13 protein-coding genes are annotated in these 13649 nt (G+C 71.9%); 12 read left to right on the forward strand and 1 reads right to left on the reverse strand.

Translation table 11 applies throughout. The features are described from left to right. Positions 1–155: 155 nt before the first annotated feature. Complete coding sequence (locus ACWEQO_RS15545) at positions 156–2351, reverse strand: elongation factor G-like protein EF-G2 (protein WP_361461786.1); 2196 nt, start codon at positions 2349–2351, stop codon at positions 156–158. Between the two features lie 308 nt (positions 2352–2659). Here ACWEQO_RS15545 and pgsA point away from each other — a divergent pair, with 308 nt between their 5' ends. The 12 genes from pgsA to secD all read left to right on the forward strand — a co-directional run bounded on the left by pgsA (position 2660) and on the right by secD (position 13647). After that, positions 2660–3361 carry a phosphatidylinositol phosphate synthase gene (gene pgsA / locus ACWEQO_RS15550; RefSeq protein ID WP_452983163.1) on the forward strand — a complete coding sequence of 234 codons (702 nt, stop codon included), beginning with the start codon at positions 2660–2662 and terminating at the stop codon, positions 3359–3361. Next, complete coding sequence (locus ACWEQO_RS15555) at positions 3358–4269, forward strand: phosphatidylinositol mannoside acyltransferase (protein ID WP_452983166.1); 912 nt, start codon at positions 3358–3360, stop codon at positions 4267–4269. Before pgsA ends, ACWEQO_RS15555 begins: the two co-directional genes overlap by 4 nt. Continuing rightward, positions 4266–5429: a glycosyltransferase family 4 protein gene (locus ACWEQO_RS15560; protein ID WP_452983169.1), complete on the forward strand. Its 1164-nt coding sequence runs from the start codon at positions 4266–4268 to the stop codon at positions 5427–5429. Before ACWEQO_RS15555 ends, ACWEQO_RS15560 begins: the two co-directional genes overlap by 4 nt. Before the next feature lie 88 nt (positions 5430–5517). Continuing rightward, entirely contained in the window at positions 5518–6060 is a 543-nt protein-coding gene (locus ACWEQO_RS15565; protein ID WP_109379486.1) for a LemA family protein, read from the forward strand. A 137-nt stretch (positions 6061–6197) separates the two neighbouring features. Next, on the forward strand, positions 6198–7109 hold the full coding sequence (gene pdxS / locus ACWEQO_RS15570) for a pyridoxal 5'-phosphate synthase lyase subunit PdxS (protein WP_452983172.1): 912 nt from the start codon (positions 6198–6200) through the stop codon (positions 7107–7109). 2 nt (positions 7110–7111) lie between these two features. After that, positions 7112–7717: a pyridoxal 5'-phosphate synthase glutaminase subunit PdxT gene (gene pdxT / locus ACWEQO_RS15575; RefSeq protein WP_452983175.1), complete on the forward strand. Its 606-nt coding sequence runs from the start codon at positions 7112–7114 to the stop codon at positions 7715–7717. Between the two features lie 78 nt (positions 7718–7795). Continuing rightward, positions 7796–8548 (forward strand): YebC/PmpR family DNA-binding transcriptional regulator, encoded by a 753-nt coding sequence (locus tag ACWEQO_RS15580; RefSeq protein ID WP_361461805.1) that lies wholly within the window; start codon positions 7796–7798, stop codon positions 8546–8548. Between the two features lie 204 nt (positions 8549–8752). Beyond that, positions 8753–9310, forward strand: coding sequence for a crossover junction endodeoxyribonuclease RuvC (gene ruvC / locus ACWEQO_RS15585; RefSeq protein WP_452983340.1), 558 nt, complete (start codon positions 8753–8755; stop codon positions 9308–9310). Beyond that, positions 9307–9915, forward strand: coding sequence for a Holliday junction branch migration protein RuvA (gene ruvA / locus ACWEQO_RS15590; protein ID WP_452983178.1), 609 nt, complete (start codon positions 9307–9309; stop codon positions 9913–9915). Before ruvC ends, ruvA begins: the two co-directional genes overlap by 4 nt. A 70-nt stretch (positions 9916–9985) precedes the next feature. Next, on the forward strand, positions 9986–11056 hold the full coding sequence (gene ruvB / locus ACWEQO_RS15595) for a Holliday junction branch migration DNA helicase RuvB (RefSeq protein ID WP_452983181.1): 1071 nt from the start codon (positions 9986–9988) through the stop codon (positions 11054–11056). A 164-nt stretch (positions 11057–11220) separates the two neighbouring features. Then, positions 11221–11736 carry a preprotein translocase subunit YajC gene (gene yajC, locus ACWEQO_RS15600; protein ID WP_361461864.1) on the forward strand — a complete coding sequence of 172 codons (516 nt, stop codon included), beginning with the start codon at positions 11221–11223 and terminating at the stop codon, positions 11734–11736. Between the two features lie 129 nt (positions 11737–11865). Next, positions 11866–13647, forward strand: coding sequence for a protein translocase subunit SecD (secD, locus tag ACWEQO_RS15605; RefSeq protein ID WP_452983184.1), 1782 nt, complete (start codon positions 11866–11868; stop codon positions 13645–13647). Positions 13648–13649: the final 2 nt, after the last annotated feature.

Consider the following 13649-nt stretch of genomic DNA (forward strand, 5'->3'; position numbering starts at 1 on the left):
CGGCCTTCCCGACTTCCTTGCCACGCACACCTGTTGATCTGGATTTCAGGGTATCGGCAGCCACCGGTGTCCGTCGGTGGACGGCCGAAAGCCGCCTGTCGGCGCCGGCGGGCGGGGCGCCGCCGGCGCCGGTACGTGCGGCCCGCCCGGCGCCGTCAGGCGCTGCGGGCCTCCTCCCGTACCCGCTCCGCGACCTGCGGCGGCATCGGCTCGTGCCGCACGTACCGGCGGCTGAAGCGCGCGGTGCCGTGCGAGAGCGACCGCAGGTCGACGCTGTACCGGCCGATCTCGATCTCCGGCACCTCGGCCCGGACGAGGGTGCGGCCACCGGCCGACTGTTCGGTGCCGAGCACCCGGCCGCGCCGGCCGGACAGATCGCTCATCACCGGTCCCACGTAGTCGTCGCCGACCAGGACGCTCACCTCGGCCACCGGTTCCAGGAGGTGGATCCGCGCGTCCGCGGCGGCTTCCCGCAGCGCCAGCGCGCCCGCCGTCTGGAACGCCGCGTCGGAGGAGTCCACCGAGTGCGCCTTGCCGTCCCGCAGCGTCACCCGTACGTCGATCAGCGGGTGGCCGGCCGCGATGCCCTTGGCGGCCTGGGCCCGTACGCCCTTCTCGACGGACGGGATGAACTGCCGCGGCACCGAGCCGCCGACCACCTTGTCCACGAACTCGATGCCCGAGCCGCCCGGCAGCGGCTCCACCTCGATCTCGCAGATGGCGAACTGCCCGTGGCCACCGGACTGTTTGACGTGCCGCCCGCGTCCGGCTGCCCGGTCGCCGAACGTCTCCCGCAACGGCACCCGGTGGGGTACGACGTCCACCTGGACGCCGTACCGGCTGCGCAGCCGCTCCAGGGCCACGTCCGCGTGTGCCTCGCCCAGACACCACAGGACCACCTGGTGGGTCTCCTGGTTCTGCTCCAGGCGCATCGTCGGGTCCTCCGCCACGAGGCGGGAGAGCCCCTGCGAGAGTTTGTCCTCGTCGGGTTTGCTGTGCGCCTCGATGGCCAGCGGCAGCAGCGGGTCGGGCATCTCCCAGGCTTCCATGAGCAGCGGGTCGTCCTTGGCGGACAGGGTGTCCCCGGTCTCGGCGCGGCCCAGTTTCGCCACGCACGCCAGATCGCCCGCGATGACGTGCGACACCGGCCGCTGCTGTTTGCCGAACGGCGTGGACAGCGCGCCGATCCGCTCGTCGACGTCGTGGTCCTCGTGGCCCCGGTCGGCCAGCCCGTGCCCGGAGACGTGCACCGTCTGGTCGGCGCGCAGGGTGCCGGAGAAGAGGCGGATCAGCGAGAGCCGGCCGACGTACGGGTCGGACGACGTCTTGACCACCTCCGCGACCAGCGGGGCGTCGGGATCGCACGGCTTCAGCTCGCGCGGGGTGCCGTCGACCGTGGTCACCCGCGGTGTGACGTGCTCCAGCGGGGTCGGGAAGCCGCCGGTGATCAGCCCCAGCAGCTCGACGGTGCCGAGGCCCTGGCGGGCGCCCTCGGCCGCGGGGGCGGCGGCCAGGACGGGGAAGAACGCACCGCGTGCGACGGCGCGTTCCAGGTCCTCGATCAGCGTCTCGACGTCGCACTGCTCGCCGCCGAGGTAGCGGTCCATGAGGGTCTCGTCCTCGCTCTCCGCGATGATCCCCTCGATCAGCCGGTCGCGTGCCTCCTCGATCAGCGGCAGCCGGTCCGGGCCGGGCTCGGACTCCTCGCGTTCCCCGGAGGAGTAGTCGAACAGCTTCTGCGTCAGCAGGCCGATCAGCCCCGTCACGGGCGCGTGCCCGTCGGGCCCCGCAGGGCCGTGCAGGGGCAGGTACAGCGGCAGTACGGCGTCGGGGTCGTCCCCGCCGAACGCCTCCGCGCAGACGCGCGTCATCTCCTGGAAGTCCGCGCGCGCCGCTTCCAGGTGCGTGACGACGATGGCCCGGGGCATGCCGACGGCCGCGCACTCGTCCCACACCATCCGGGTCGAGCCGTCCACGCCGTCGGAGGCCGAGACGACGAAGAGGGCCGCGTCCGCCGCTCGCAGACCGGCCCTGAGTTCGCCGACGAAATCGGCGTATCCGGGGGTGTCCAGCAGGTTGATCTTGATGCCGTCCCATTCGACGGGCACCAGGGAGAGCTGTACCGAGCGTTGCTGCCGGTGCTCGATGTCGTCGTAGTCGGAGACGGTGCCGCCGTCCTCCACCCGGCCCGCCCGGTTCACCGCCCCCGCGGTCAGCGCGAGAGCCTCCACCAAGGTGGTCTTGCCCGATCCGGAGTGGCCGACCAGCACCACATTCCGTACGGACGTGGGACGGTCGGCCGCCTGCGCCCTTCCGGCGGCTCCGGGGTGTGTGTGCGCCTTGTCGCCCATGGTCCTGCCTCCCGTGCACGGTGAGGTCGCTGTGGGCGCGGACACGCGGAATCCTCCCCCGGGTGTCCGCCCGGGGGCACCCCGAGCGGTGACGGCTCCGGCGACGCCCGCGGTCCTTCGAGCTTTGCACTCCCGTCACGGTGCGTCCATACGAGGGACGTGATCCCCTCTCCCGGTCCGCCGCCGTGTGCGCCGCGGCCAGCGCCGGACGTTCGGGTGCCCGGCCGACGGCGGTGCGTACGCGTGACTACGATGGGCCAGCCGGTGGCCAGCAGGGCCACACGGCCACACCGACCGTCGGGAAGGCCATGCTGAACAAGTACGCGCGTGCATTCTTCACGCGTGTCCTCACGCCGTTCGCCGCGTTTCTCATCCGGCGGGGGGTCAGCCCGGACACGGTCACGCTCATCGGCACCGCGGGTGTGGTCGCGGGCGCGCTGGTCTTCTACCCCAGGGGCGAGTTCTTCTGGGGCACGGTCGTCATCACGTTGTTCGTCTTCTCCGACCTCGTCGACGGCAACATGGCCCGCCAGCTGGGCCGCTCCAGCCGCTGGGGGGCCTTCCTCGACTCCACCCTCGACCGGGTCGCCGACGGGGCCGTCTTCGCCGGCCTCGCCCTGTGGTACGCGGGCGGCGGCGACGACCTCGTGCTGTGCGCCGTCTCGATCTTCTGCCTGGCCAGCGGCCAGGTGGTGTCGTACACCAAGGCGCGCGGCGAGTCGATCGGGCTGCCGGTCGCCGTGAACGGGCTGATCGAGCGGGCCGAGCGGCTGGTGATCTCGCTGGTCGCGGCGGGTCTGGCGGGCCTGCACGCATTCGGTGTGCCCGGCGTCCGGTACCTGCTGCCGATCGCCCTGTGGATCGTCGCCGTCGGCAGCCTGGTCACGTTGGTCCAGCGGGTCGTCACCGTACGCCGCGAGTCCGCCGAGGCCGAGGTCGCGGAACGGGAGTCCGGGGCGCGGGAGTCAGCCGAGGAGCAGCAGACCCGGGGGAGCGAGACCGCGAAGTGAGCGTCCAGGAGCGGCTGACCGACGCCCTGTACGGCGCGGGCTGGGCCACCGTCAGGAAACTTCCCGAACCCGTCGCCGTACGGCTCGGCCGGAGCATCGCCGACCTGGCGTGGAAGCGCCGGGGCAAGGGCGTGCTGCGGCTGGAGGCCAACTACGCGCGCGTGGTGCCGGGCGCGAGCCCCGAGCAGCTCGCCGAACTGTCCCGTGCGGGCATGCGCTCGTACCTGCGGTACTGGATGGAGTCCTTCCGGCTGCCGGCCTGGAGCCGGGAGCGCATAGCGGGCGGGGTGGACATCAAGGACATCCACCGGCTGACCGACGGCATGGCGGCCGGCAAGGGCGTCGTCCTGGCGCTGCCGCACCTGGCCAACTGGGACCTCGCGGGCGCCTGGGCCACCGCCGGGCTCGGTATCCCCTTCACCACCGTCGCCGAGCGCCTGAAGCCGGAGACCCTGTACGACCGGTTCGTCGCCTACCGTGAGGGCCTCGGCATGGAGGTGCTCCCGCACAACGGCGGCAGCGCGTTCGGCACGCTGGCCCGGCGACTGCGCGACGGGGGACTGGTCTGTCTGGTCGCCGACCGCGACCTGTCGGCCTCCGGGGTGGAGGTCGACTTCTTCGGCGAGACCGCGCGGATGCCGGCCGGCCCCGCCCTGCTCGCCCAGCAGACCGGCGCGCTGCTGCTGCCGGCGACGCTCTGGTACGACGACTCGCCCGTGATGCGGGGGCAGGTCCATCCACCGGTCGCGATCCCCGAATCGGGCACCCGCGCCGAGAAGACGTCCGTGATGACACAGGCGCTGGCCGACGCCTTCGCCGCGGGGATCGCCGAACATCCGGAGGACTGGCACATGCTGCAGCGCCTGTGGCTCGAGGACCTCGACCCCGCGCGGGAGGCGACCGCGTGAGAATCGGCATCGTCTGCCCGTACTCCTGGGACGTACCGGGCGGCGTCCAGTTCCACATCCGTGACCTGGCCGAGTACTTCATCCGGCTCGGCCACGAGGTGTCCGTCCTCGCCCCGGCCGACGACGACACCCCGCTGCCGCCGTACGTCGTCTCGGCCGGCCGCGCGGTGCCGGTGCCGTACAACGGCTCGGTGGCCCGGCTCAACTTCGGTTTCCTCTCGGCGGCCCGGGTGCGGCGCTGGCTGCACGAGGGCGCCTTCGACGTGATCCACATCCATGAGCCGACCTCGCCCTCGCTCGGCCTGCTGGCCTGCTGGGCCGCCGAGGGACCCATCGTGGCCACCTTCCACACGTCCAACCCGCGCTCCAGGGCCATGATCGCCGCCTACTCCATCCTGCAGGCGGCCCTGGAGAAGATCAGCGCGCGGATCGCGGTGAGCGAGTACGCCCGCCGTACGCTCGTCGAACACCTCGGCGGGGACGCCGTGGTGATCCCGAACGGTGTGGACGTCGACTTCTTCGCCCGCGCCGAGGCCGATCCGCGGTGGCAGGGGGAGACGATCGGCTTCATCGGCCGTATCGACGAGCCCCGCAAGGGCCTCCCGGTGCTGATGCGGGCCCTGCCGAAGATCCTCGCCGCCCGCCCGCGGGCGCGGCTGCTGGTCGCGGGACGCGGCGACGAGGAGGAGGCGGTCGAGAGCCTGCCCGCCGAACTCCGCTCCCGGGTCGAGTTCCTCGGCATGGTCAGCGACGAGGACAAGGCCCGGCTCCTGCGCAGCGTCGACCTGTACGTGGCGCCCAACACCGGCGGCGAGAGCTTCGGCATCATCCTGGTCGAGGCGATGTCCGCGGGGGCGCCGGTGCTCGCCTCCGACCTGGACGCCTTCGCCCAGGTCCTCGACCGGGGCGCGGCGGGCGAACTGTTCCCCAACGAGGACGCCGACGCGCTCGCCGACGCCGCGATAGGCCTCCTGGAGGACCCCGAGCGCCGCGCCAAGCTGCGCGAACGGGGCAGCGCCCACGTCCGCCGCTTCGACTGGTCGACCGTCGGCGCGGACATCATGTCCGTCTACGAGACGGTGACCGCCGGCGCGGCCGCGGTGGCGGCGGACGACCGGACGACGAAGCGGTGGACCCGCTTCGGTCTGACGCGGGACTGAGGGTTCCGAAGGGAACGGGAGCCCGGCCCCGCCGGCCGGGCTCCGGTCCGTTCGGGTCCGGATGCGGCTCCCGGTAGCCTTGCCGCCCGTGACCGCAACCCTCATCTGGATCCTCGTCGTCCTCGCTGCGATCGGCCTCTACCTGAGCTGGACGGCGGGGCGGCTGGACCGGCTGCACGCCCGGATCGACGCCGCCCGTGCCGCGCTGGACGCGCAGTTGCTGCGTCGCGCCTCGGTGGCGCAGGAACTGGCCACGTCGGGGGTGCTCGACCCGGCCGCCTCGATCGTGCTCTACGAGGCCGCGCACGCCGCGCGGCAGACGGTGGAGGAACAGCGGGAGGTCGCCGAGAGCGAACTGAGCCAGGCGCTGCGTGCCGTCTTCGCCGAGGCGCAGCAGGTGGACGCGGTCAGGGACGCGCCCGGGGGAGAGGAGGCGGCCCTGGAACTCGCCGAGGCGGTCCGCAGGGTGCCCATGGCACGGCGTTTCCACAACGACGCCGTACGGGCCGCGCGTGCTCTGCGCAGGCACCGCAAGGTGCGCTGGTTCCGGCTGGCGGGACACGCGCCGTTCCCGATGGCCTTCGAGATGGACGACGAACCACCGGCCTCCCTGATGGAGCGGGCCGCATAGCGTCGCCCCGCCCGGGAGGACACAGGAGTCCGCCCAGAAGGATCCACCGCCTCGTCATTGGCTCTTGCCGCGGACCGGTCCGTTCACGTTTCCTCGGTGCTGCAGAAACCCCCCTCTTCGTAACAGTGAGGTCATACGTGTCCAGCACGCTCTCCGAAAACCAGGCTCCCGAGACCGGCACCGCCCGCGTGAAGCGCGGCATGGCCGAGCAGCTCAAGGGCGGCGTGATCATGGACGTCGTCACACCGGAGCAGGCGAAGATCGCCGAGGACGCGGGCGCCGTCGCCGTCATGGCACTGGAGCGCGTGCCCGCCGACATCCGCAAGGACGGCGGAGTGGCCCGCATGTCCGACCCGGACATGATCGACGGCATCATCGGGGCCGTCTCCATCCCGGTCATGGCCAAGTCCCGCATCGGCCACTTCGTCGAGGCCCAGGTCCTGCAGTCCCTCGGCGTCGACTACATCGACGAGTCCGAGGTCCTCACCCCGGCCGACGAGGTCAACCACTCCGACAAGTGGTCGTTCACCACCCCCTTCGTCTGCGGCGCCACCAATCTCGGCGAGGCCCTGCGCCGCATCGCCGAGGGCGCCGCGATGATCCGCTCCAAGGGCGAGGCCGGCACCGGCAACGTCGTCGAGGCCGTCCGTCACCTGCGCCAGATCAAGAACGAGATCGCCCGGCTGCGCGGCTTCGACAACCACGAGCTGTACGCCGCCGCCAAGGAGCTGCGCGCCCCGTACGAGCTGGTCAAGGAGGTCGCCGAGCTGGGCAGGCTGCCCGTCGTGCTGTTCTCCGCCGGCGGCGTCGCCACCCCCGCCGACGCCGCGCTGATGCGCCAGCTCGGCGCCGAGGGCGTCTTCGTCGGCTCCGGCATCTTCAAGTCCGGCGACCCGGCCAAGCGCGCCGCCGCCATCGTCAAGGCCACCACCTTCTACGACGACCCGAAGGTGATCGCCGAGGCGTCCCGCAACCTCGGTGAGGCCATGGTCGGCATCAACTGCGACACCCTCCCCGCGGCCGAGCGCTACGCCAACCGCGGCTGGTAGGCATGAGCGACGTCGTGGCAGGCGTCCTGGCCCTCCAGGGCGACGTACGGGAGCACCTCGTCGCCCTGGCCGCGGCCGGCGCCGTGGCCAGGCCGGTGCGCCTGCCCGACGAACTCGCCGAGGTCGACGGCCTGGTCCTGCCCGGAGGGGAATCCACCACCATCTCCAGACTGGCCCTCCTGTTCGGCCTGATGGAGCCCCTGCGCGCACGCGTGCGGGACGGCATGCCCGTCTACGGCACCTGTGCCGGGATGATCCTGCTCGCGGACAAGATCCTCGACCCGCGCTCGGGCCAGGAGACCGTGGGCGGGGTCGACATGATCGTGCGCCGCAACGCCTTCGGGCGGCAGAACGACTCCTTCGAGGCCGCGGTCGACGTCAGGGGAGTGCCGGGCGGCCCCGTGCACGGTGTCTTCATCCGCGCCCCCTGGGTCGAGTCCGTCGGCGCCGGAGCCGAGGTGATCGCCGAGCACGACGGTCACATCGTCGCGGTCCGTCAGGGCAACGCCCTGGCCACGTCGTTCCACCCGGAACTGACCGGCGATCACCGTGTGCACGGCTTGTTCGTCGCCATGACACGCGAGTGCCGGGCGGCCGACGCCTTGTAGGATTCCTGGGTACCTCCCGGGCTTCCGAGCCCTGGGGGAGTTTGTTGCAGGGATGGGTTACGCGAAGGAGAGAGTCAGATGGCCGGCCACTCCAAATGGGCCACGACGAAGCACAAGAAGGCCGTCCTCGATGCCAGGCGTGGCAAACTCTTCGCGAAGCTGATCAAGAACATCGAGGTCGCCGCGCGCATGGGCGGTGTCGATCTGGACGGCAACCCCACGCTCTACGACGCCGTCCAGAAGGCCAAGAAGCAGTCGGTGCCGAACAAGAACATCGACTCCGCCATCAAGCGAGGCGGCGGTCTCGAGGCCGGCGGCGCCGACTACGAGACGATCATGTACGAGGGCTACGGCCCGAACGGTGTCGCGGTGCTCATCGAGTGCCTCACCGACAACCGCAACCGCGCCGCCTCGGACGTGCGGGTCGCGATGACCCGCAACGGCGGCTCGATGGCCGACCCCGGCTCGGTGTCGTACCTGTTCAACCGCAAGGGCGTCGTGATCGTGCCCAAGGGCGAGCTGGCCGAGGACGACGTCCTCGCCGCCGTCCTGGACGCGGGCGCCGAGGAGGTCAACGACCTCGGTGAGTCCTTCGAGGTGCTCAGCGAGGCCACCGACCTCGTCGAGGTCCGCACCGCGCTGCAGAGCGCGGGGATCGACTACGACTCCGCCGAGGCCAACTTCGTCCCGACCATGCAGGTCGAACTGGACGAGGAGGGCGCCAAGAAGATCTTCAAGCTGATCGACGCGCTGGAGGACAGCGACGACGTGCAGAACGTCTTCGCCAACTTCGACGTGAGCGACGAGATCATGGAGAAGGTCGACGTGTGACGCGGCCGCGTGCGCGACGGTTCCGGCGGGCCGGTGGGGGCATGTCCTCACCGGCCCGCGCTCCTGTCAGTGGCAGCCGATAGCCTGGCGTACGCCAAAGATCACCGCACGCGGACCGTGACCCTCGACCGAGGGACCCCGGCGGCGATCAGCCGGGTCCGCGAGAGCGGCGGCGGACGAGCCGCAGAGAGAGGGGAGGCCGGGGTGCGGGTGCTGGGGGTCGACCCGGGGTTGACGCGGTGCGGTGTCGGGGTCGTCGAGGGGGTCGCCGGACGACCGCTCACCATGCTCGGCGTCGGTGTCGTGCGCACGCCCGCCGACGCCGATCTCGGGCACCGCCTCGTCGCCGTCGAGCAGGGCCTCGAACAGTGGCTGGACGAGTACCGGCCGGAGTGCGTCGCCGTCGAGCGGGTCTTCAGCCAGCACAACGTCCGGACGGTGATGGGGACCGCCCAGGCGAGCGCCGTCGCCCTGCTGTGCGCCTCGCGCCGCGGCATCCCCGTCGCCCTGCACACGCCCAGCGAGGTCAAGGCCGCCGTGACCGGATCCGGGCGGGCGGACAAGGCCCAGGTCGGCGCGATGGTCACCCGCCTGCTGCGGCTCGACGCGCCTCCGAAGCCCGCCGACGCCGCCGACGCCCTGGCGCTCGCCATCTGCCACATCTGGCGTGCCCCGGCCCAGAACCGGCTGCGTCAGGCGGCCGCCCTGCACGCCTCGCGCACACCCACAGCACCGAACTCACCGAAGGGGCGCTCCGCATGATCGCCTTCGTCAGCGGCACGGTCGCCGCGCTCGCCCCCGACGCCGCGGTCGTCGAGGTCGGCGGCGTCGGCATGGCCGTGCAGTGCACGCCCAACACCCTGTCCGGGCTGCGCGTCGGCGCGCCCGCCAGGCTCGCGACGTCCCTGGTGGTGCGCGAGGACTCGCTCACCCTCTACGGCTTCGCGGACGACGACGAGCGGCAGGTCTTCGAGCTGCTGCAGACCGCCAGCGGGGTGGGCCCGCGCCTGGCCCAGGCCATGCTCGCCGTGCACACCCCGGACGCACTGCGCCGGGCCGTGGCGACCACCGACGAGAAGGCGCTCACCGCCGTGCCCGGCATCGGCAAGAAGGGCGCCCAGAAGCTGTTCCTGGAACTGAAGGACCGCCTCGGCGCACCGGTGGGCGCGGCGGCGGCCGCGGCCGGCCCCGGCAGCGCGGGCTGGCGCGACCAGCTGCACGCCGCGCTGATCGGTCTCGGGTACGCGCCGCGCGAGGCCGACGACGCGGTCGCCGCCGTCACCCCGCAGGCCGAGGCGGCCGAGGGCACGCCCCAGGTGGGCCCGCTGCTGAAGGCGGCCCTGCAGACCCTGAACCGCGCCCGGTAGCCCCGTACCGCCGTCCCCGGCAGCCCGCATCCCCCGTACCGCCCCGCCCCACCCGGCTAGGAGACTTTCAGTGAACTGGGACGACACGACCGCCCCCGCCGCCGCGGAGCGGTTGGTGGGATCTGTCGCCGACGGGGAGGACCAGGCCGTCGAGGCCGCCCTGCGGCCCAAGGACCTGGACGAGTTCATCGGCCAGGAGAAGGTCCGCGAACAGCTCGACCTGGTGCTGCGCGCCGCCCGCGCGCGGGGCGCCACCGCCGACCACGTGCTGCTCTCCGGCGCCCCCGGCCTCGGCAAGACCACCCTCTCCATGATCATCGCGGCCGAGATGGAAGCCCCCATCCGCATCACCTCCGGGCCCGCCATCCAACACGCCGGCGACCTCGCGGCGATCCTGTCCTCCCTCCAGGAGGGCGAGGTGCTCTTCCTCGACGAGATCCACCGGATGTCCCGGCCCGCCGAGGAGATGCTGTACATGGCGATGGAGGACTTCCGCGTCGACATCATCGTCGGCAAGGGCCCCGGAGCGACCGCCATCCCCCTCGAGCTGCCCCCGTTCACCCTGGTCGGCGCCACCACCCGGGCGGGGCTGCTGCCGCCCCCGCTGCGCGACCGCTTCGGCTTCACCGCGCACATGGAGTTCTACGAGCCCACCGAGCTGGAGCGGGTCATCCACCGCTCGGCAGGCCTCCTGGAGGTCGGGATAGAGACCGACGGCGCCGCCGAGATCGCCGGCCGGTCCCGCGGCACGCCCCGCATCGCCAACCGCCTCCTGCGCCGGGTCCGCGACTACGCCCAGGTCAGGGCCGACGGGAGGATCACCCGCGAGATCGCCACGGCGGCCCTCGCGGTCTACGAGGTCGACGGCCGGGGCCTGGACCGGCTCGACCGGGCGGTGCTGGAGGCCCTGCTCAAGCTGTTCGGCGGCGGACCGGTCGGCCTGTCCACCCTCGCCGTCGCGGTGGGCGAGGAACGGGAGACGGTGGAAGAGGTCGCCGAGCCGTTCCTGGTCCGGGAGGGGCTGCTCGCCCGCACCCCGCGCGGCCGGGTCGCGACCCCGGCGGCATGGGCGCACCTCGGTCTCACCCCACCCGGCTCCTCCGGGCCCGGAAACGGACAAGGGAACCTGTTCGGGGCATGAGGGGGCCGGCACCGGCCGGGACAGGAACCCCGGTGCCACGCTGAGCGTTGTTCCCTGTGCGGGGACTCGCCTAGACTCCGCCGGTGCCACCCTTGTAGGCGGCATCACACACCCCCAACCAACAGGCCGTTCACCATCGCGGTCATGTGAAGGAAGTCCGACCCGTGAGTCTCCTGACCCTCCTCCCGTTCATTGTGCTCATCGGGGCCATGTTCCTGATGACCCGGTCGGCCAAGAAGAAGCAGCAGCAGGCCATCGATATGCGGAACCAGATGCAGCCGGGTTCCGGTGTCCGCACGATCGGGGGCATGTACGCCACGGTCAAGGAGGTCAGTGAGGACACGGTCCTCCTCGACGCCGGCCCCGGCGTGGAACTGCTGTTCGCGAAGAACGCCATCGGTGCCGTCCTGAGTGACGACGAGTACAACCAGATCGTCCACGGCGTCGAGCACGACCTGAAGTCCGACACCGACATCGTCCCCGACGACGCCTCCTCCCTCACCGAGACCGACGACTCCCCGGGCGCCGCCGCCTCCGAGGACACGCCGGTCGATTTCGGTAAGAAGGACGAGAAGGAGACGGCTGACACGGCCGACGCACCGGCCGACGCCGATGCCGCCGACAAGGCGAAGGCGGACGAGCAGCCGAAGAAGTCCGAGGGCGGTTCCGGGACGAAGTAGTCGAGCCACGGGATGCGCGGGCCCGCCCGCGCATCCCGGGACTTACCCCCCTTCGCACGGACTCCCAGGACCAGTCATGGCCGCCTGCCCGTCGACCGGGCCCGAGGCGGCCCGAGAGGGAGTACGAAGGTGGCTGCACTCAAAAAGGGAAACAAGGCGAGCGCCACAAGCAAGCCGTGGCGCTCGCTCACCCTGATCCTGATCGCCCTCGTGGCGCTCACCGGGGGCATGATCGCCTCCGGGCACAAAACCCCGCGTCTGGGCATCGATCTGGCCGGCGGCACCAGCATCACGCTGGCGGCGGTCCCCGAGGCCGGCCAGGAATCCGCGGTCAACCCGGCCGACATGGCGACCGCGGTCTCCATCATGGAACGCCGCGTCAACGGCCTCGGCGTCTCCGAGGCAGAGGTCCAGACACAGGGCGACCGCAACATCATCGTCAACATCCCCAAGGGCACCAACTCCGAGCAGGCCCGGAAGCAGGTCGGCACCACCGCCAAGCTCTACTTCCGGCCGGTCCTCGCGACCGAGCCCGCCACCGGCGGGGTCGCCCCCACGCCCAGCACCACGGATGACGCCTCGAGCCGGGGCGCCGGAGCGGGCAAGGCCACCGACCGGGCGAGCGAGAAGGCCACGGACAGGACCACCGACGAGGGGTCCCCGTCCGCCTCCACCAGCCCTTCGGCGAACCCCACCACCCGGGGCCGCGCGGTCACCGACGCCCTGAAGGCCGACGCCACGCCGTCGGCGACCCCCAGCGGCCCGGCCGAGGACGGGGCCACCCCCTCCCCGGGCGGGACGGACAGCAGGATCCAGGCCCAGTACGCCGCGCTCGACTGCACCAGGGCGAGCGCCCGCGCCACCGCCGGAGACAGCGCCAAGTCCACCGACTCGACCGTGGCCTGCGGCCAGAACTCCCAGGGGCAGTGGCAGAAGTACCTCCTCGGCCCCGCCGCCGTCGACGGCACGGACGTCGACCAGGCCAAGGCCGTCCTCGACACGCAGTCCGGCGCCGGCTGGATCGTCACCATGGGCTTCACGGACAAGGGCAGCAGCAAGTTCGCCGACATCACCGGCAAGCTGGCCCAGAACCCGTCCCCGCAGAACCAGTTCGCCATCGTCCTGGACGGCGAGGTCGTCTCCGCCCCCTACGTCAGGCAGGCCCTCACCGGCGGCAACGCGGAGATCTCCGGCAACTTCACGCAGAAGTCGGCCGAGGAACTCGCCAACATGCTGTCCTACGGTGCGCTGCCGCTGACGTTCCGCGAGGACAGCGTCACCACCGTCACCGCCGCGCTCGGCGGTGACCAGCTGCGCGCCGGTCTCATCGCCGGTGCGATCGGCCTCGCCCTGGTCGCCCTGTACCTGCTGGTCTACTACCGGGCTCTGTCCTTCATCGCCGTCGCCTCGCTGCTGGTGTCCGCGTCCCTCACCTACGTGCTCATGGCCCTGCTCGGCCCGACCATCGGCTTCGCGCTGAACCTGCCGGCCGTCTGCGGTGCCATCGTCGCGATCGGCATCACGGCGGACTCGTTCATCGTCTACTTCGAACGCGTGCGGGACGAGATCCGCGAGGGCCACACCCTGCGCCCCGCGGTGGAGCGGGCCTGGCCGCGCGCCCGGCGCACCATCCTGGTCTCCGACTTCGTCTCGTTCCTCGCCGCCGCGGTGCTCTTCGCCGTCACCGTCGGCAAGGTCCAGGGCTTCGCGTTCACGCTCGGCCTGACCACGGTGCTCGACGTCGTGGTGGTGTTCCTGTTCACCAAGCCGCTGCTGACGCTGATGGCCCGCCGGAAGTTCTTCGCGAGTGGTCACAAGTGGTCCGGTCTCGATCCGAAGGCCCTGGGAGCGAAGCCGCCGCTGCGCCGCACCCGTCACCACTCCGCCCCCTCCCACCCGAAGGAGGCGTGAGA

The organism is Streptomyces sp. NPDC004051, from assembly GCF_053604275.1.